General features: G+C 69.4%; 17 protein-coding genes. 10 read left to right on the forward strand and 7 right to left on the reverse strand.

The features are described from left to right. Positions 1-6: 6 nt before the first annotated feature. The 4 genes from J2X21_RS22375 to J2X21_RS22390 are packed head-to-tail and all read right to left on the reverse strand — an operon-like array spanning position 7 to position 4,346. Entirely contained in the window at positions 7-1,083 is a 1,077-nt protein-coding gene (locus J2X21_RS22375) for a glycoside hydrolase 5 family protein (RefSeq protein WP_310332318.1), read from the reverse strand. 25 nt (positions 1,084-1,108) lie between these two features. Next, positions 1,109-2,113: an aldose epimerase family protein gene (locus J2X21_RS22380; RefSeq protein ID WP_310332320.1), complete on the reverse strand. Its 1,005-nt coding sequence runs from the start codon at positions 2,111-2,113 to the stop codon at positions 1,109-1,111. After that, entirely contained in the window at positions 2,110-3,279 is a 1,170-nt protein-coding gene (galK, locus tag J2X21_RS22385) for a galactokinase (RefSeq protein WP_310332322.1), read from the reverse strand. The genes J2X21_RS22380 and galK overlap by 4 nt, the downstream gene beginning before the upstream one ends. Then, on the reverse strand, positions 3,276-4,346 hold the full coding sequence (locus J2X21_RS22390) for a UDP-glucose--hexose-1-phosphate uridylyltransferase (RefSeq protein ID WP_310332324.1): 1,071 nt from the start codon (positions 4,344-4,346) through the stop codon (positions 3,276-3,278). The genes galK and J2X21_RS22390 overlap by 4 nt, the downstream gene beginning before the upstream one ends. Positions 4,347-4,495: 149 nt before the next feature. Here J2X21_RS22390 and J2X21_RS22395 point away from each other — a divergent pair, with 149 nt between their 5' ends. Then, the gene (locus J2X21_RS22395) at positions 4,496-5,461 is read left to right on the forward strand and encodes an ArsR/SmtB family transcription factor (RefSeq protein WP_310332326.1); all 966 of its coding nucleotides are present in this window, start codon (positions 4,496-4,498) and stop codon (positions 5,459-5,461) included. 4 nt (positions 5,462-5,465) lie between these two features. Here the strand turns inward: J2X21_RS22395 and galE are convergent, their stop codons facing one another. After that, positions 5,466-6,485 carry a UDP-glucose 4-epimerase GalE gene (gene galE, locus J2X21_RS22400; RefSeq protein ID WP_310332327.1) on the reverse strand — a complete coding sequence of 340 codons (1,020 nt, stop codon included), beginning with the start codon at positions 6,483-6,485 and terminating at the stop codon, positions 5,466-5,468. Between the two features lie 124 nt (positions 6,486-6,609). Between galE and J2X21_RS22405 the strand changes: the two genes are divergently transcribed. The 4 genes from J2X21_RS22405 (at position 6,610) to J2X21_RS22420 (ending at position 11,938) form a co-directional block, all read left to right on the forward strand. Next, entirely contained in the window at positions 6,610-7,671 is a 1,062-nt protein-coding gene (locus J2X21_RS22405; RefSeq protein WP_310332329.1) for a glycoside hydrolase family 43 protein, read from the forward strand. A gap of 138 nt (positions 7,672-7,809) precedes the next feature. Then, positions 7,810-9,021: a sialidase family protein gene (locus tag J2X21_RS22410; protein ID WP_310332331.1), complete on the forward strand. Its 1,212-nt coding sequence runs from the start codon at positions 7,810-7,812 to the stop codon at positions 9,019-9,021. A 227-nt stretch (positions 9,022-9,248) separates the two neighbouring features. Further along, positions 9,249-11,120, forward strand: coding sequence for a phosphoenolpyruvate carboxykinase (GTP) (locus J2X21_RS22415; RefSeq protein WP_310332333.1), 1,872 nt, complete (start codon positions 9,249-9,251; stop codon positions 11,118-11,120). Positions 11,121-11,254: 134 nt separating this feature from the next. After that, the gene (locus J2X21_RS22420) at positions 11,255-11,938 is read left to right on the forward strand and encodes a CAAX prenyl protease-related protein (protein ID WP_310332335.1); all 684 of its coding nucleotides are present in this window, start codon (positions 11,255-11,257) and stop codon (positions 11,936-11,938) included. Here J2X21_RS22420 and J2X21_RS22425 read toward each other — a convergent pair. Beyond that, positions 11,907-12,683: a helix-turn-helix domain-containing protein gene (locus tag J2X21_RS22425; RefSeq protein ID WP_310332337.1), complete on the reverse strand. Its 777-nt coding sequence runs from the start codon at positions 12,681-12,683 to the stop codon at positions 11,907-11,909. The genes J2X21_RS22420 and J2X21_RS22425 overlap by 32 nt on opposite strands. Positions 12,684-12,810: 127 nt before the next feature. On the opposite strand from J2X21_RS22425, the gene J2X21_RS22430 reads away from it, so the two are divergent. The 5 genes from J2X21_RS22430 (at position 12,811) to J2X21_RS22450 (ending at position 17,854) form a co-directional block, all read left to right on the forward strand. After that, complete coding sequence (locus J2X21_RS22430) at positions 12,811-14,034, forward strand: amidohydrolase family protein (RefSeq protein ID WP_310332339.1); 1,224 nt, start codon at positions 12,811-12,813, stop codon at positions 14,032-14,034. A gap of 107 nt (positions 14,035-14,141) precedes the next feature. Next, positions 14,142-14,609 (forward strand): YiaA/YiaB family inner membrane protein, encoded by a 468-nt coding sequence (locus J2X21_RS22435; RefSeq protein ID WP_310332342.1) that lies wholly within the window; start codon positions 14,142-14,144, stop codon positions 14,607-14,609. Between the two features lie 16 nt (positions 14,610-14,625). After that, positions 14,626-15,066, forward strand: coding sequence for a hypothetical protein (locus J2X21_RS22440; RefSeq protein ID WP_310332343.1), 441 nt, complete (start codon positions 14,626-14,628; stop codon positions 15,064-15,066). Between the two features lie 5 nt (positions 15,067-15,071). Then, positions 15,072-15,854 (forward strand): DUF2145 domain-containing protein, encoded by a 783-nt coding sequence (locus tag J2X21_RS22445; RefSeq protein ID WP_310332345.1) that lies wholly within the window; start codon positions 15,072-15,074, stop codon positions 15,852-15,854. Beyond that, positions 15,851-17,854, forward strand: coding sequence for an MFS transporter (locus J2X21_RS22450; protein WP_310332346.1), 2,004 nt, complete (start codon positions 15,851-15,853; stop codon positions 17,852-17,854). Before J2X21_RS22445 ends, J2X21_RS22450 begins: the two co-directional genes overlap by 4 nt. On the opposite strand, the gene J2X21_RS22455 is transcribed toward J2X21_RS22450, so the two are convergent. Continuing rightward, on the reverse strand, positions 17,787-18,305 hold the full coding sequence (locus J2X21_RS22455; RefSeq protein WP_310332348.1) for a hypothetical protein: 519 nt from the start codon (positions 18,303-18,305) through the stop codon (positions 17,787-17,789). The genes J2X21_RS22450 and J2X21_RS22455 overlap by 68 nt on opposite strands. Positions 18,306-18,406: the final 101 nt, after the last annotated feature.

Consider the following 18,406-nt stretch of genomic DNA (forward strand, 5'->3'; position numbering starts at 1 on the left):
CAATGTTCAGCGTTTGCGCGCACCGTACTGCCGCAGCAGCTCGGCCTCACGTTGACGATAAGGTTTGCCATCGGTGTGCAGCACATCGTGGAACCACACCAGCGGCGGGTCGATGGTGTAGGGCTTCTTCCAGGAGTCCCAGGGCATCTTGGTCTGGCTCTTGCCGTCCACAAAGCCCCAGTTGATCATGCCCACGTCCTCGCGCGCGGCGATGGGCAGCGCGATGTCGAAGGTGGAGCCGAGGCTGCGCGCCATGTACTCGGTGCAGATCAGCGGGCGGCCGTACTGCTGCAGCTGCTTGATGCGCATCTCGAACTTCTCGGGCCAGTTGTAGTCGTGGAAGCTGACCACGTCGGAGCAGGCCAGCTGCGCCTTCTGCACCGCGTTCAGCTCGGGCGAGTCGGGCGCCCAGTTGTCGCCCAGCCAGACGCCGCTGGTCAGCGGCTGCATGGGCGCCTGCGCACGCGCCCAGTCGAAGGCCTGCGGGATCATCTCGGCCACCAGCGCGATCTTGTCCTTGGCCTCGCGCGGCAGGTAGTAGCCCATGCCGCCGCCCTGGTTGTCGGGCTCGTTCCAGATGTCCCAGTAGCTGACTCGCGGGTCCTGGCCGAAGGTCTTCACGATGTCCTCGACATAGGCGCGCAGCTGCGGCCAGGTCGAGCGGTCGGCCAGTTGCGCGGCCGACGGGCTCTGCACCCAGCCGGAGTTGTGCACGCCGGGGATGGGCTCTCGCTGCGGGCCCAGCTTGGGTTCGGGGTCCCAGCAGGAATCGAACAGCACGAACATCGTGCGGATGCCGTGCTTGTCGGCGATCTCCAGGTACTGGTGGATGCGCTGCTTGAAGCCGGCGGCGTCCTGCGCCCACAGCAGGTCGTGCAGGAACACGCGCATCGTGTTCATGCCCAGATCCTTGGCCCAGCCGAGTTCCAGATCGATGCGCTCGGGGTCGAAGCTCTCGGCCTGCCACATGGCGAGCTGGTTGATGGCGGAGGCGGGCACGAAGTTGGCGCCCAGGGACCAGGGCTGGGCCTTGAACCAGGCGTGCGCCTGCTCGGGGGTCCAGCGTGCGGGGGTGGATGTCATCGCGGTCATGTGGATGGGTTGACGGTCAGGCCGGGAAGAAGCGGTAGCTGAGGCGGTGTCGGTAGACCTCGCCGGGACGCAGCACGGCTTGCGGCCATGCGGGGTGATGGGGGCTGTCGGGCAGGGCCTGCGGCTCCAGCGCGAGGCCGGCGTGCGGCGCGTAGGGGCGCCCTTCGCGGTCGGCGCTGCGCGGCAGGAACTCGCCGGCATAGAACTGCAGGCCCGGCGCGTCGCTGTGCAGGTCCAGGCCCAGCGCGCCATCGCCGGACCACAGGCGCGCCATGGGCTGCGCCTGCACCTGCGCCGGCGCGATGAGCCAGCAATGGTCATGGCACAGCGGCTGCGCGCCGGCGTGGCGCAGCAGGTCCAGCGCCTCGCCGATGTAGCGCGGCTCGCGGAAATCGAAGGGCGAGCCTTTGACGAGGCGCTGTTCGCCGGTCGGGATCAGGTCGGGCCGCACGGGCAGGTAGCGGCCGCCCCGGATCTGCAGCCGGTGGCCGCGAATGCTGGTGGGGCCGTCGCCGCCGTCGAGGTTGAAGTAGGCGTGGCTGGTCAGGTTGACCGGCGTGGGCGCGGTGGTCGTGGCTTCCAGGTCAATGTGCACCGTCAGCGGCGGCGCGACGCGGTAGGTCGCCTTGACCTGCAGCTCGCCGGGAAAGCCCTGGTCGCCATCGGGCGAGGTCAGCGTGAGTTCCAGCGTGTCGTCGGTGTGGCTCGCAACCTGCCAGTGCCGGCGGTGGAAACCGTCCGGCCCGCCATGCAGTTGGTGTTCGCCTTCGTTGGCGGCCAGCGCGTGCGGCCGGCCGTCCAGCGTGAACGACGCGTTGGCGATGCGGTTGGCGTAGCGGCCCACGATGGCGCCCAGGTAGCCCGGTTGGGTCAGATGATGCTCGGGCGTGGCGTGGCCCAGCAACACCTCGCGCTCGCCGCCCAACAGCGGCACGCGGCAGGACATCCATGCGGCACCGATGTCGGCCACCCGGATGGCCAGCCCGTCGGCGGCCCGCAGCGCGAAGGTCTGTGCGCTCACGCCAGCACTCCAGCGCCGCCCGAGGCCGCGCACACATGCACCTCGGCGGCACGCCCATCGGGCGAGCGGTAGCCGGCGGCCACGGCAGCGCGGATGTCGTCCACCATGCCCTCGGGCGCCAACGCGATGACACAGCCGCCGAAGCCCCCGCCCGTCATGCGCGCGCCGCCGGCCGTGCCGATGACGTCCTGCACCAGCGCCGCCAGCGCATCGATGGCCGGGACGGTGATCTCGAAGTCGTCGCGCATGGACCAGTGTGACTCGCGCATCAGCTGGCCCATCCAGGCCAGGTCGCCCTGCCCCATCGCCTGGCCCAGCAGCTCGCAGCGGCGGCTGTCGCTGATGATGTGGCGCGCGCGGCGCCGCACCACGAGGTCCAGCGCGCCACCGCGGTGCGACCACAGCGAGTCGTCCACGTCGCGCAGCGCCTTCACGCCCAGGCCGGCCGCCGCCGCTTCGCACTGCCGGCGGCGCAGGTTGTATTCGCTGTCCACCAGGCCGCGCTGGATCTTGGAATCGATGACCAGCACCGCCGTGCCCGCCGGCAAGGGCATGGGCGTCACGTCCAGGCTGCGGCAGTCCAGCAGCAGCGCATGGCCGGCGACGCCGAACGCCGAGGACATCTGGTCCAGCACGCCGCACTGGCAGCCGGCGTAGACGTTCTCCGCGCGCTGGCCGGCCAGCGCCATCGCCTGCGGCGAGAGCTGCCAGCCGTTCAGCGCCGACAAGGCCTGGCCCACGGCCAGCTCCAGCGACGCCGATGAGCTCAGCCCCGCGCCCTGCGGCACGTTGCCGGCAATGGCCAGCTGTGCGCCGCCCACGGGCAGGCCCTGCTGCGTCAGCACGGCCACCATGCCCTGCACATAGCGCAGCCACTGCGGGCTGCCGCCCACGTCGGCAGCCGCGCCGACGCGAAAGCGCCCCAGCGCCTCGCCCTGGTCGCAGGCCAGCACCTCCACCACGTCGTCGTCGCGCGGGGCGGCGGCCACGACCGTGTCGCGGTCGATGGCGCACGGCATCGCAAAGCCCTCGTTGTAGTCGGTGTGCTCGCCGATGAGGTTGACCCGGGCCGGCGCCCGCGCCACGCGCTGGGCTTCAGCCCCGAAGGCGCGCAGGAATCCCCTCACCGCGCGCTCGCGCGGCGTTGGCTGGAGGTGGTCGCTCATGCGGTCCTCGCCTGTCGGTAGTGAAGGCTGTCGCTGACGCCGCGCAGCCGCTGCGCGGCCACCTCCGGCGTCAGGTCGCGCTGGGCCTCGCCCAGCATCTCGAAGCCCACCATGAACTTGCGCACCGAAGCCGAGCGCAGCAGCGGCGGGTAGAAGTGGGCGTGCAGCTGCCAGTGCTGGTGCGCGCTGTCGTCCGCGCGACCCGCCTGGTGCGGCGCGCCGTGCCAGCCCATGGAGTACGGGAACGAGCACTGGAACAGGTTGTCGTAGCGCGTCGTCAGCCGCTTCACCGCGAGCGCCAGGTCGTCGGCCTGCGCGGCCGACAGCGCCTCCAGCCGCAGCGTGTGCGCCTTCGGCAGCAGCAGTGTCTCGAACGGCCATGCGGCCCAGTAGGGCACGACGGACAGCCAGTGTTCGGTCTCGACGACCACGCGCTCGCCGGCGGCCCGCTCATCGCGGGCGTAGCGAACCAGCAGCGGCTCGCCATGGGTGGCCAGGTAGTCGCGCTGGTGACCGTCGGCGAGCAGCGCCTCGTCGGGCAGCGCGTCCAGGCCCCAGATCTGGCCGTGCGGGTGCGGGTTGGAGCAACCCATGGCCGCGCCCTTGTTCTCGAACACCTGCACCCAGCGCCAGCGCCGGCCCATGTCGGCGGACTGCGCCTGCCACGCCTGCACGACCGCGCGCAGCGCGGGCAGGTCCATCTCGGGCAAGGTCAGCGAGTGGTTGGCCGAGAAGCACAGCACCCGGCATTCACCGGCCACGGCCTCGGGCTGCATCAGGCTGCCGGGCTCGGCCGCCGGCATCTCGACGGCGTCGGGCTGCAACGCGGCGAAGTCGTTCGTGAAGACGAAGGTGTCGCGGTAGTCCGGGTTGCGCTGGCCGTTGGCGCGCACATTGCCGGCGCAGAGGTAGCAAGTGGCATCGTGGGCGGGCAGCCGGGCGTCGTCGACCGGCTCCTGCGCGCCCTGCCAGGGCCGCTGCGTGCGGTGCGGCGACACGAGCACATGCCGACCCGTCAGCGGATTGCGCCGGCGGTGCACATGCTCGGTGGAAATGGCTGAACTCATGCGATGCATTATCGCCATTTTATTTGTTAATAACGATCAGTCTTTACCCTAAGCGGTGCGCCTGTGCCCCGGGAAAGCGCGCGGCGCCCGTGCAGGGTGCCCGCATAAACTCGCAACTTCTTTGGGTCCAAAGCACGAGGGCATAGAACATGGAGGTCGCAGGCAGCCGCATCCTGATGGTGGAGGGAGACGCCGCGCTGGCCGTGGCCAAGGCGCTGGCCTCGGACACTCGCCAGGCGATGCTGGGCATGCTGACCCACCAGGTGCTGAACGTGTCCGAGCTGGCCACGGCGATGGGACTGCCGCACTCGACGGTGAGCTTCAACATCAACCAGCTGCAGGCGGTGGGCCTGGTGTCGGTGGAAGTGGAGCCCGGCACGCGCGGCCAGCAGAAGCTGTGTTCCAAGCGCTACGACGAGGTGCGGCTGCGCCTGCCGGGCGCCGCAGTGGAGAGCAAGCCCAATGTCATCTCCATCAACATGCCGGTGGGCAGCTACCGGCATGTGGAGGCCAAGCCCAGTTGCGGCCTGGTCAGCGAGAGCAAGATCATCGGCATGCTGGACGACCCGCGTTCGTTCTTCGAGCCCGAGCACGTCTACGCCCAGCTGCTGTGGTTCGGCGGCGACGGCTATGTGGAGTACGCCTTCCCCAACAACCTGCCCTACGGCGCGGTGCCGTCGCATCTGGAGCTGTCGATGGAGATCTGCTCCGAGGCGCCGCAGTTCAACGAGGACTGGCCGTCGGACATCACGCTGTGGATCAACGACATCGAGATCGGCACCTGGACCAGCCCCGGCGACTACGGCGGCAAGGCCTCGCTGCTGATGCCGTCGTGGTGGCAGACGGACCGCACGACGCACGGCCTGCTGAAGCAGTGGAGCGTGGGCGCCAAGGGTTCCATGATCGACGGCGTGGAGCTGAGCAGCGTGGGTATCGAGCAGCTGACGCTGCCGCAGACCAACCACATCAAGGTGCGGCTGGGCATCAAGCCCGACGCGCGCAACCGCGGCGGCATGAACCTGTTCGGCCGCAAGTTCGGCAACTACCCGCAGGACATCGTCATGCGCGTGGCGTTCGACTTTCCCCGAGGCATGGGCCCGGGGGCGGAGGGCTGACCTTTCAGGCGGCGTCGCCGTAGCCCTCGGGGTTGCGCGACTGCCAGCGCCAGCTGTCGACGCACATCGCATCAAGACCCAGAGTCGCCTGCCAGCCCAGCAGCGTCTGCGCCCGCGTCGGGTCCGCCCAGCTCTGCGCCACGTCGCCGCCCCGGCGCGGCACGAACTCGTGCGCCAGCGGCTTGCCGCAGGCGGCCTCGTAGGCGCGCAACACCTCCAGCACCGAGTGGCCGCGGCCCGTGCCGAGGTTGAACACATGCCAGCCCGGCCGGCCATGCACGTGCGCCAGCGCGGCAAGATGCCCGGCGGCGAGGTCCTCGACATGGATGTAGTCGCGCACGCCGGTTCCGTCGGGTGTCGCGTAGTCGCGCCCGAACACCTGCAGCGCCGCGCGCCGGCCCACGGCCACCTGGGCAATGAAGGGCATCAGGTTGTTCGGAATGCCCTGCGGGTCTTCGCCCAGCCGGCCGCTGGCATGGGCGCCCACCGGGTTGAAGTAGCGCAGCGCGCACAGAGACCAGGCCGGGTCGGCCGCGGCCAGGTCCTGCAGCACCTGCTCGACCATCAGCTTGCTGCGGCCATAGGGGTTGGTCGTGCCGGTGGGCGCATCCTCACGCAGCGGCATGGTCTCGGCCAGGCCGTAGACGGTGGCGGAGGAGCTGAACACCAGCGTGCGCACGCCCTCGTCGCGCATCGCGGCCAGCAGGCTCAGCGAGCCCTGCACGTTGTTGTCGAAGTACTCCAGCGGCTTGTGCACCGACTCGCCCACGGCCTTCAGCCCGGCGAAATGCATGACGGCCTCGATGCGTTGCTCTTTCAGCAACCCGCGCAGCAGCGCGCCGTCGCGCACGTCGCCCTCGCGGAACACCGGCTCCCGCCCGGCCAGCTGCGCGATGCGCGCCAGCACGGCCGGCTTGGCGTTGCTGAAGTTGTCCAGCACCAGCACCTCGTGCCCCGCCTGCAGCAGTTGCAGTGTGGTGATGCTGCCGATGTAGCCAGCCCCGCCGGTCACGAGCACGCGCATGTCCTGGTCTCCAAATCCGTGTTTGCCCCATTATTAACCAATTTACTTGTTATAAACAAGAAAGGCGAATAGCATCGCGACGCCTCGGGGGGCAGACCTGCCCACGGGCGAGGAGACAACACCGATGAACAACGACGACACGCCCGGCCCGGCGCTGCGCCGCCGAGGCCTGCTGGGCCTGGCCGCCGCGACCGGCCTGGGCCTGCCAGGAGCCGCGATGACTGCACCTGCGAGCGACGCTTTTTTCACCAACCCCGTGCTGCCCGGCGTCGAGGCCGGCGACCCCTGGGTCGTCTGGCATGCCGGCCGCTACTACCTGACCGCCACCTTCGACCCCGATGGCGGCCTGTGGGTCTACAGCTCCGACAAGCTCAGTGATTGGCGCAACGCCGAGCGCCGCAAGGTCTGGACGCCTGAGCCCGGTGGCCCGCGCAGCAAGATGATCTGGGCGCCGGAGCTGCACCAGCTGGACGGCCGCTGGTACCTCTACTTCACCGCCGCCGACGGCGTGGACGCCAACCACCGCCATTACGTGCTGGAGGCCGAGCATCCGATGGGGCCGTTCGTGGACCGTGGCCGCGTGCACCTGCAGCACGAGCGCTATTCCATCGACGGCTCCGTGCTGCGCCTGAAGGACGGGCGCCTGTACTGGATGTACGCCGACGACGGCCTGTGGATCGCGCCGATGAGCAGCCCCACGCGCGCCAGCGGCCCCGGCGTGCGCATCGTCCAAGGCGAGCACGACTGGGAGCGCGGCTGGCACAAGGTGGACGGCCGCTGGCAGAAGCAGCGCGACCACTTCTGGATCGAGGCTCCGCAAGCGCTGCAACGCAATGGCCGCGACTTCGTCGTCTATTCGGCCGGCCACACCGCCGCCGTCTACTACCTGGGCCTGCTGGAGCTGACCGGCAAAGACCCGCTGGACCCCAAGAGCTGGACCAAGACGCCAACGCCGCTGTTCGGCCCGACGGACAAGGTCTTCGCGCCCGGCCACAACAGCTTCACTCGGTCGCCCGACGGCAAGGAAGACTGGCTGGTCTATCACGCCAAGGACCAGGACGCCGGCGACGCCAGCGGCCGCACGATGCGCGTGCAGCGCTTCGGCTGGACAGCAGACGGACGGCCTGACTTCGGCCCGGCCATCGCCAGCGGTGTGCCCCAGCGCAAGCCATCCGGCGAGACCTGACCGCTTAAGCCCCCCTTCTCCAAACACCCGCCGCAGCTCCCGCTGCGCGCGGCGGGTCCAACTCATCCCTACGATTTCAGGAGCGCAACCATGTCCCTGCTCATGAAGCTCTGGCAAAAACTCGCCGTACTCACAACCATGCTGCCGACCCTGCTGCTGATCGGCGCCTGCGCCAGCTGTGGCGGTGGCGGCGGCTCATCCCCGACCACGCCGACCGAACCGCCGCCGCCCCCGCCTGTCCGCACCGGCACGCTGCTCAACGGCGACGCCGAGGCGTTCTATCCGCGCCTCATCCGCCTGGCGCACCAGGCCGATGCGTCACTGAACGGCGCGGTCATCGCCAGCACCATCGCCTTCCCCGGCGGCCAGGGGCAGGGCCGCATCTTCATCAGCCGCGACGACGGCAGCAGCTTCGCGTTGCAGGGCTCGGTGACCGACGCGACATGGCCCAAGGGCCTGTGCTGCGGCTCCATCTACGAGCTGCCGTCCACGGTCGGCGTGCTGGCCAAGGGCACGCTGCTGTGGTCCGCCTCGGTGGGCCAGGACACGCCCGGCACGCCCATGAAGCACCCCATCTACCGCAGCACCGATGCGGGCAAGACCTGGACCGCGCTGAACGCCCACTGCGGCATCGCCCGCGAACCCCGCGGCGGTGAAGGCACCGGTATCTGGGAGCCCGAGTTCCTGGTCACCAAGGACGGCCAACTGGCCTGCATGTACTCCGACGAGACCGACGACGGCGCCTCGCAGGTGCTGAAGATCATGAACACCGCCGACGGCGTCACATGGACCGCACCGCGGCTGCTGGTCGCCGCCGTCAAGCCCACCGACCGCCCCGGCATGGCCGTCACCAGCCGGCTGGGCGACGGCAGCTACCTGCTCAGCTACGAGTTCTGCAGCACGGCCGGCCTGGATTGCCGCACCTACCTGAAGCGCTCCGCCGATGGCCTGAACTGGGGCGACCCGGCCGACAAGGGCTTCGAGCCCAAGACGGCCGCCGGCCAGTGGTTCCGCCACGCACCCACGCACGTGTGGCTGCCCGCGCAACAGCGCATCGCGCTGGTCGGGCAGATCCTGAACGACGCCGGCGGCGGCCCGGACGCTGCCGGCAACGGCGGCACCATCTTCATCAGCAGCACCGCCGACGGCAGCGGCGCCTGGACGACCATGGCCGCGCCGGTGAAGCCGCTGGCCCCGCCCACCGCCACCAACTGGTGCCAGAACTACTCGTCGCCGCTGCTGCCTTCGGCCGACGGCAAGCAGTTGCTGATGCTGGCCAGCGATTTCGAGACGGTGAACGGCGCCCAGGCCTGCCGCACCCGCTTCGCGAAGGGCGCTTTGCCGTCCTGAGTTACATCGGGTTCAGCCTGCCTTCGCGGTAATTTCCGACTGATTTCGCTATCACGAGGCGCCACAAGCGGCGCCCGCATGGCGTCATTCCTGTTTTGCATAACGTTGGCAACGCCTGAAGTTACGGCGTGATTACATTGGCTCAAGCAACCCGGCCCGAGGCCCGGTGTGCTTGGGCCAGCTCCGATTGGGTTGTCCCAAACACATCCCACGATTGGAGCTTTCCCATGAACCAACCCGCCATGCAGGGCCTGCGGCTGAACCTGCCTGCCTATGTGAAGAACGCCAGGCTGATCGCCTGGGTCGCCGAGATTGCGGCGCTGACCGAAGCGGCCGACGTCTACTGGTGCGACGGCAGCACCGACGAGTACCAGCGCCTGTGCGACCAGCTCGTGGCCGCCGGCACCTTCAAGAAGCTGAACCCGGCGCTGCGCCCAGGCAGCTACCTGGCCAACTCCGACCCCAGCGACGTGGCCCGCGTCGAGGACCGCACCTTCATCTGCACGGCCACCAAGGATGAGGCCGGTCCCACCAACAACTGGATGGCCCCGGCCGAGATGCGCACGCTGCTGCAGACCGGCGACCAGGCGCTGTTCAAGGGCTGCATGCGCGGCCGCACGCTGTACGTCGTGCCGTTCAGCATGGGCCCGCTGGGCTCGCCCATCGCCCACATCGGCGTGGAGCTGAGCGACAGCCCCTATGTGGCCGTCAACATGCGCACGATGACGCGCATGGGCCGCGCCGTCATCGAGCTGCTGGGCACCGACGGCGAGTTCGTGCCCTGCGTGCACACCGTGGGGGCGCCGCTGGAAGCTGGGCAGGCCGACGTGAGCTGGCCCTGCAACAAGACCAAGTACATCGTCCACTACCCCGAGACGCGCGAGATCTGGTCGTACGGCTCCGGCTACGGCGGCAATGCGCTGCTGGGCAAGAAGTGCTTCGCGCTGCGCATCGCGTCCACGATGGGCCGCGACCAGGGCTGGCTGGCCGAGCACATGCTGGTGCTGGGCGTGGAAAGCCCCACGGGCCAGAAGCGCCACGTGGCCGCCGCCTTCCCCAGCGCCTGCGGCAAGACCAACTTCGCCATGCTGATCCCGCCCGCCGCCTTCGACGGCTGGAAGATCACCACCATCGGCGACGACATCGCCTGGATCAAGCCGGGCGCCGACGGCCGCCTGTACGCGATCAACCCCGAGGCAGGTTACTTCGGCGTCGCGCCGGGCACGAACTCGCACACCAACCCCAACTGCATGGACAGCCTGGCGCGCGACGTGATCTTCACGAACGTGGCGTTGACCGATGACGGCGACGTCTGGTGGGAGGGCATGACCGACACGCCGCCGGCCCACTGCATCGACTGGCAGGGCAAGGACTGGACCCCGGCCATCGCGAAGGAAACAGGCGCCAAGGCCGCCCACCCGAACGCGCGCTTCACGGTCGCCGCGACCAACAACCCCGCGCTGGACGCCAACTGGGACAACCCCGCCGGCGTGGCCATCGACGCCTTCATCTTCGGAGGCCGCCGCTCCACCACCGTGCCGCTGGTGACCGAGGCGCGTGACTGGACCGAGGGCGTCTACATGGCCGCCACCATGGGCAGCGAGACCACCGCGGCCGCCGCCGGCCAGCAGGGCATCGTGCGCCGCGACCCGTTCGCGATGCTGCCCTTCATGGGCTACAACATGGCCGACTACTTCCAGCACTGGCTGGACCTGGGCAAGCGGCTGCAGCTGTCGGGCGCCGAGCTGCCCCAGATCTATTGCGTCAACTGGTTCCGCAAGGGCGCCGACGGCAAGTTCGTCTGGCCCGGCTACGGCGAGAACATGCGCGTGCTGAAATGGATGCTGGACCGCCTGGACGGCAACGGCGGCGGCAGCGAAAACGTGTTCGGCGTGACACCCGGCTACACCGACCTGAACTGGCAAGGCCTGGACTTCTCGCAGGCGCAGTTCGACGCCGTCACCCGCATCGCCGCCGACGAATGGCAGGCCGAGATGAAGCTGCACGCCGAGTTGTTCGAGCAGCTGGGCGCCAAAGTCCCCACCGAGTTGTTGCAAACCAAGGCGGCCATCCAGGCCCGCCTGGCCGAACTGGACTGACCGCCGCCACCGCGACGATCTCCCCGCCACGGGCGCCCACAAGGCGCCCGTTTTTCATGGCCGCGCCACGCCCCTTATTCGAAGGTGGGCCGGCGGCCGGCCCGTCATCACCTGCGGCTAAGCTGGCGGCCGACATGCCCGACGACCGCCCCGCGCTCAACGCCGCCGCTTTCGCCCGCTGCCTTCCCTTCGTGGTCTTCATGGCCTTGCTGGCGCTGCGGGGCTACCTGCCCGCCAACCTCGGCATCGATGCGCGCTGGATCTACGGCGGCCAGACCCTCGTCGTCGCCGGCCTGCTGGCCTGGTACTGGCGCGAGTACGGCGAGCTGGTGCGCCAGAACCTGCCCGAAGCGCGCGAGACCGGCTGGGCCGTCGTCGTGGGCATCGCCGTGTTCGCGATCTGGGTGCAGCTGGACGCGCCGTGGATGCAACTGGGCAGCGCCACCGCCAGCTTCGTGCCGCTGGATGACCAGGGCCAGCCCATCTGGGCGCTGATCGCGCTGCGGCTGGCCGGCGCGGCGCTGGTGGTGCCGGTCATGGAGGAGCTGTTCTGGCGCAGCTTCCTGATGCGCTGGATACAGCAACCCCGCTTCGAGGGCGTGGACCCGCAGCGTGTGGGCCTGCGCGCCATCGTGCTGTCCACCTTCGTCTTCACGCTGGCCCACACGCTGTGGCTGGCCGCCGTCGTCGCCGGCCTGGCCTATGCGTGGCTGTACCGCTGGAGCGGCAAGCTGTGGACGGCCGTCATCGCGCACGCGGTGACCAACGCGCTGCTGGGCGCCTACGTCATCGCGACCGGCCGTTGGGAGTTCTGGTGAGCCCTAAGCCAGGTCGTTCGAGGTCTCTGAACGCTTCAAACACCCACGACCGCAGCCCGATGACCACGCTGTAAGGCCGCTTCTCGGAGACCGGCAGCTTCTGGTCCAGCAGGTGCTGGCGCGCGAAGTCGTCGGCGGTGCGCTGCAGCCGCTCGGCCAGCTCGCGCGCATGGCCGGCGCCGAACTCGCCGTGCACCAGCGTCAGCAACTCGCCCTCGCCGTCGAAGCCACCGGCGAAGAAGTCGGCCATGACCCGCTCGCGGAAGAACTGCATGACAGGCCCTTGAGGCCGCCAGCGCAGCGTCTTGGCCACCTTGAGCTTGTAGCGGTTGTGCGGCCGCAGCTCGATCACACCCAGCCGGTCCAGCTTGACCAGCGCCGCCACGGCGTCCGCCTCGCTGAGCCGGTAGCGGGCCAGCACGTCCTCCAGCGCCCACAGGCTGAGGCAGCAGATGGCCACCAGCAGCAGCTTCGGGTCGGCCACGACGGCCTTCTCCTGCTCCAGGCTCAGCTCGCGTTGCGCCGGCGCCTCGCGCGCCAGCCGCGCGGCCAGCTCGGCGAAGTCCAGTTTCAACACGCGGCAGATCTCGTCCACGCGTGACAACGGCATCTCGCCGCCGGGTGCCAGCATGCGCTTCACGCTGGATTCCGACAGTTCCAGCGCCTGCGCCAGCTCGGCATAGCTCAGCCCCTGGCTCTTCAGCTCGGCCTTGATCAGGGCCACGAGAGATTGCGTGCTCGACATGGGCGCGAACGGTAGCGCATGGCGGCACCCACGGGCGCGGGCATCGCGCCGCATTGACAAAAACGAGGGCGCCGGCGGCCCCGGCGCTGACAGTCGCGCCCCACGCCAACCACCTCCTTCTCGCCCCATGCTTTCTCGACGCCACCTGCTGTGCTGCGGCGCCGCCGCCGGCCTGTTCACCTCGCTCGCATCGCCCGCCCGCGCCGGCCTCGCCAACCCCTGCCGCAGCGGCATCCCCGACGCGCTGCGGCCGCTGCTCGCACGAGCCTTTGAAGGGCTGGACCCGCAGCAACTATGGGACGTGCACACCCATCTGCTTGGCACCGGCGACTCCGGCTCCGGCTGCACCGTCAATGCCACGCTGAGCCAGTGGTGGCACCCGGTCGAGATGCTGCGCAAGCGCTTCATCCTGAACGCCGCCTGCGTGCCGGCCGACGCGCCCAGCGTGGACCGCGCCTATGTGCAGCGGCTGCGCGCGCTGGCCGACGAGTTCCCGGACGGCGCGCGCTGGATGCTGTTCGCGTTCGACCATGCCTGCGACGACGCCGGCCTCCCGCACGCCGCGCACACGACCTTCCACGTGCCCGACGCCTATGCCGCGCGCATCGCGGCCGAACATGCGCAGCGCTTCGCCTGGGTGGCGTCCATCCATCCGTACCGGCCCGACGCGTTGCAGCGGCTCGACGCCGCGATCAGCGGCGGCGCGGTCGCGCTGAAGTGGCTGCCGTCCAGCATGAACATAGCCCTGCACGACCCGCGGCTGCGCCCCTTCTACGACCGCCTGGCCGCCACACGCCTGCCCGTCATCGTGCACTGCGGCGAGGAGCGCGCCGTGCCGGGCGCCGGCCGCGACGAGCTGGGCAACCCGCTGCTGGTGCGCGCGGCGCTGGAGCGCGGCGTGCGCGTCGTCATCGCGCACTGCGCATCGCTGGGCCATGCGTTGGACCTGGACCAGAAGCGCCCCCGCGAGGTGCCCGCCTTCTCGCTGTTTGCCCGCCTGATGGACGAGGACTGGGGCGGCCGGCTGCTGGGAGACATCTCCGTCGTGCTGCAGACCAACCGCGAACCCGAGGTCGGCCGCACGCTGCTGACGCGGGAAGACTGGCACCTGCGCCTGCTGCATGGCTCGGACTACCCACTGCCGGGCATCCCGGCCGCCGTGCGCCTGCCCAAACTCGTTGACATCGGCCTGCTCGACGCCGTCGACGCGCCCGCACTGGCCCAGTTGCGCGAGCACAACCCGCTGCTGTTCGACCTGGCGCTGAAACGCCTAGCCCGCTGCCGCGGCGCCGCGTTCCCGGCAGCGGTTTTTGCGACCCGTCCGCACTTCGAACGCGCGGCAGCGTCATGAAACGCTACTTCGCGGCGCTCGCCACGCGCCTCGGCACTATTCCCGAGGGCACGCCCCGCACCTTCGCGCAACATCGCGGCCATTCCAACCCACAGGGAAGTCCCTCCATGTCCTCCACCCCTTACATCCGTCGCGACACCAGTGCCTGGCGCCTGCAGGTCTGGATCTCCTTCGGCCTCAGCGTGATGCTGTGCGGCTCGGGCCTGGCCTGGCTGCCGGGGCAGGACCTGGACCGCGCGTTCATGGTGATGGGCTATGTGTTCTGCCTGTCCACCGCCTTCGCGCTGGCCAAGTTCATCCGCGACAACCAGGACCGCAGCGTCGACACGCCGATGTGGCGCATCGTCGTCTGGGCCGGCTTCGTGCTGGCCATGAGCCTGACGGGCTGGGGCCTGTGGCGCATGGAGATCCAACCCGTCTGGAAAGCCTACCTGGGCGTCAGCTGGCTCTACCTCATCTCGAACGTATTCACGCTGGCCAAGATGCTGCGTGACGCACACGAGGCCGACCTGATGGAAGCGCGCCTGCAGGGCCGTCGGGAAGCCGCCGTGCAGCCCGACAACGGCAACGCCTGATCTCCTGGAGTCAATCATGAAGAAGCTGTTCGCCACCACCGCCCTGGCCCTGGCCTTGTGCCAGTCCGCCCACGCCCAGCTGACGCCGTCCGAGATGAGCGCGGCCTTGTCCGTTGCGCCCATCGCGCTGTCGGTCGGCGCGGTCAGCGCCACCGGCGCCGCACTGAGCGCGGTGCCCGCGGGCCTGCTGTCGGCCGGCGTCACGCTTACCGTGGTCAGCGTCGAGATCGTCGGCGACGCCACGGTGTGGGTGCTGCAGCGCGCGTCCGACGGCGCCCGCATCAGCCTGCGTACCTCGGGCAAGCTGGCCGAGGGCGTCGTCGTGTCCACCGGCGCGGCCGTGGTGGTGTCGGTCATCGGCGCGGGCGCCATCCTGTCCGCCGCCGGCAACGTCATCGCGTTCATCCCCAACGAGATCGGCAAGGCCTTGCTGCACAACGAGCGGGTCAGCCGTTGAAGCTGGTGAAGCTGGCTCTTGCCATCGCCGCGCTGGCGCTTGCAACGGCGGCCCATGCCGGCCGCCCCTGCGAGGAGCGGCCGCAGACCACGCGCCAGATCGAGCAAGGCCTGAACCTCGCGCAGGCCACGGCCAAGAAGCTGGACGACAGCGGCGCGCAGGTGCTGATCCTGGCCCGCGCGGGCCAGGACTTGTCCAAGTACGACCTGCGCTGGTCGCACGTGGGCTTTGCCTACAAGGACACGAACCAGCAGCCCGCCGTCTGGCGCGTGCTGCACAAGCTCAACCATTGCGGCACCGACCATGCGGCGCTGTTCCGCCAGGGCCTGGGCGAGTTCTTCCTCGACAACCCGCACCGCTACGAGGCGGCCTTCGTCGCGCTCAAGCCCGAGCTGCAGCAGGCGCTGCTGCCGGTGCTGATGGACAACACCCGCGCGCAGCGCTTCAACGAGCGCCGCTACAGCATGGTGGCCTATGTGTGGGGCACCACCTACCAGCAGAGCAACCAGTGGGTGCTGGAGACGCTGGCCGGCGCGGCCGGCCCGGGCATCGTCAGCCGCCGCGCCGCGCATGACTGGCTGAAGGCCCAGGGCTACCAGCCCACCGACCTGCGCCTGTCCGCTCTGACCCGGCTGGGCGGGCGCATGACCCAGGCCAACATCGCTTTCGACGATCATCCGACCGCGCGCCGCATGACCCGGCACATCGACACCGTCACCGCCGACTCGATGTTCGCGTGGCTGACGCGCGCCGGCCTTTCCGACAACCTGCAACAGGTAACGCCATGACCGATCAAACGACGCCAACGGGCCCAGCGCCGGGCCGCTCCCAAGCGGGCCCGCATCCCCTCGGGGGATCGGCCGACGTACCCGGCGGACGAGGGGCTCCAGGTCACCCGAACCAGTTCGCGCTGCTGAAGCAACGCCGCTTCGCACCCTTCTTCTGGACGCAGTTCCTCGGCGCCGCGAACGACAACGTCTTCAAGTTCGCGTTCACGCTGATGGTGACCTACCAGCTGCAGCTGGAATGGCTGCCGCCCAGCATGGCGGGCCTGGTCATCGGCGCGCTGTTCATCCTGCCCTATGTGCTGTTCTCGGCCACCAGCGGCCAGCTGGCCGACAAGCACGACAAGGCCAGACTGATGCAGCTGGTGAAGAGCCTGGAGATCGCCATCATGGTGATCGCCGCCTGGGGCTTTTACGCCGCGCACGTACCGACGCTGCTGGCCTGCGTGTTCCTGATGGGCCTGCACTCCACGCTGTTCGGCCCGGTCAAGTACGCCTACATGCCGCAGCACCTGAACGAGCGCGAGCTGACCGGCGGCAACGGCATGGTGGAGATGGGCACCTTCGTCGCCATCCTGCTGGGCCAGCTGGCCGGCGGCATCCTGGTGGACACGCCCGTCGTGGGCCCGCAGCACGTGGCCTGGGCCTGCCTGGCGCTGGCCGTGCTGGGCCGCGTCACCGCGCAGGCGCTGCCGCCCAGCCCGTCGACCGACCCCAACCTCGTCATCAACTGGAACCCCTTCACCGAGACCTGGCGCAACCTCAAGCTCGCGCATGAAGGCCTGGCCGTGTTCCGGTCACTGTTGGGCATCTCGTGGATGTGGTTCTTCGGCGCCGTGTTCCTCAGCAACTTCCCCGCCTTCGCGAAGGAAGTGCTGCACGGCAGCCCGCAGGTCGCGTCGCTGCTGCTGGCGGTGTTCTCCATCGGCATCGGCATCGGCTCGCTGCTTTGCGAGATGCTGTCCAAGCGCCATGTGGAGATCGGCCTCGTGCCGCTGGGCGCCATCGGCATGAGCGTGTTCTCCATCGACCTGTACTTCGCCGCCAGCGGCCTGCCGGCCAGCGCACCGTACAGCGTGTCCGGCTTTCTGGCCCAGCCGGCGCACTGGCGCGTGCTGGCCGACCTGACGCTGCTGGCGCTGTTCGCCGGCCTCTACAGCGTGCCGATGTATGCGCTGATCCAGTTGCGCGCGCAGCCCACGCACCGGGCGCGCATCATCGCGGCCAACAACATCCTGAACGCGATCTTCATGATCGCCAGCTCCATCATCGCCGGCGCGATGCTGGGCGCGGGCATGACCATCCCGCAGATCTTCCTGGCCGTGGGCATCGCCAACGCGGTGGTGGCGTTCTACATCTTCCTCATCGTGCCCGAGTACCTGCTGCGCTTCGCGGCCTTCGTGCTGACGCGCCTGGTCTACCGCTTCAAGATCGTCCATGACGAGCGCATCCCGACGACCGGCCCGGCCGTGCTGGTGTGCAACCACGTCAGCTTCGTCGACGCCGTGCTGCTGATGGCCGCCAGCCCGCGCCCCATCCGCTTCCTGATGGATCACCAGATCTTCAAGACGCCGGTGCTGGGCTGGATGTTCAAGCTCGCCAAGGCCATTCCCATCGCGCCGGCCAAGACCGACCCGGCCACCTACGACGCCGCCTTCGCCGCGGCCCGCGCCGTGCTGGCCGACGGCGAGATGGTATGCATCTTCCCGGAGGGCGGCATCACCCGCGACGGCGAGCTGCAGCCGTTCAAGGGCGGCGTCATGAAGCTCATCGACGGCATGCCCGACGTGCCCGTCATCCCGATGGCGCTGGGCAACCTGTGGGGCAGCTATTTCTCGCGGGCGGAGGCCGGCCGGGCGATGGTGAAGCCGCTGCGCCGCGGCATCTGGAGCATGATCAGCCTGACGGTGGACAGTCCGATGACGGCGGCCGAGGTCAGTCCCGATGCGCTTCGTTCGCGGGTGGCCGGCCTGCTCGGAACAGGCGCTTCAGCCGCAGCTTGACGGCTCGCGCCGCGCGCCACACCGCGCTGGCGCGCACCCAGGCCAGCAGTTCCGCCTTCCAGTAGGTCCAGCGCTCGTAGACGCGCGCGAACCAGGGCAGTTGCATCAGCGCCGGCTGGATCAGCTGGAACAGCCAGGCCAGCAGCGCAGTGCCGATGAGCTTGGCCGCGATGACGAGGGCCACGCCCAGCGTCACGCGGCCCTCGGCCACCAGCCAGACGGCCAGCAGCTTGACCGGCAGGATCAGCAGACTGGGCAACACCAGCACCAGCAGCGCCCAGCGTGGTGGCAGCTGCTTCAGCAGCGTCTCGAACTGCCGGATGACCGGCAGCTTGGCGATCAGCGCGAAGACGCGGCGCAGCGGCTCCCAGCCCCATTCCTCGAACAGGATCAACAGCGCCAGCACGACGCGCACCAACCAGCGCAGCGGGGATAGCAAGGCCTTCAGCATGCCGGCATCTTCACCGCAGGCACGGGGCCTGTCGAAGGTCAGCGCCCAAATGAATCGGGCCGCCGCGTGCGACACGCGACGGCCCGAAGGCGGTGCAGCGA

The sequence above is a fragment of the Roseateles asaccharophilus genome (assembly GCF_031458115.1).
In the GTDB taxonomy this organism is placed as follows: Bacteria; Pseudomonadota; Gammaproteobacteria; order Burkholderiales; family Burkholderiaceae_C; genus Pelomonas; species Pelomonas asaccharophilus_A.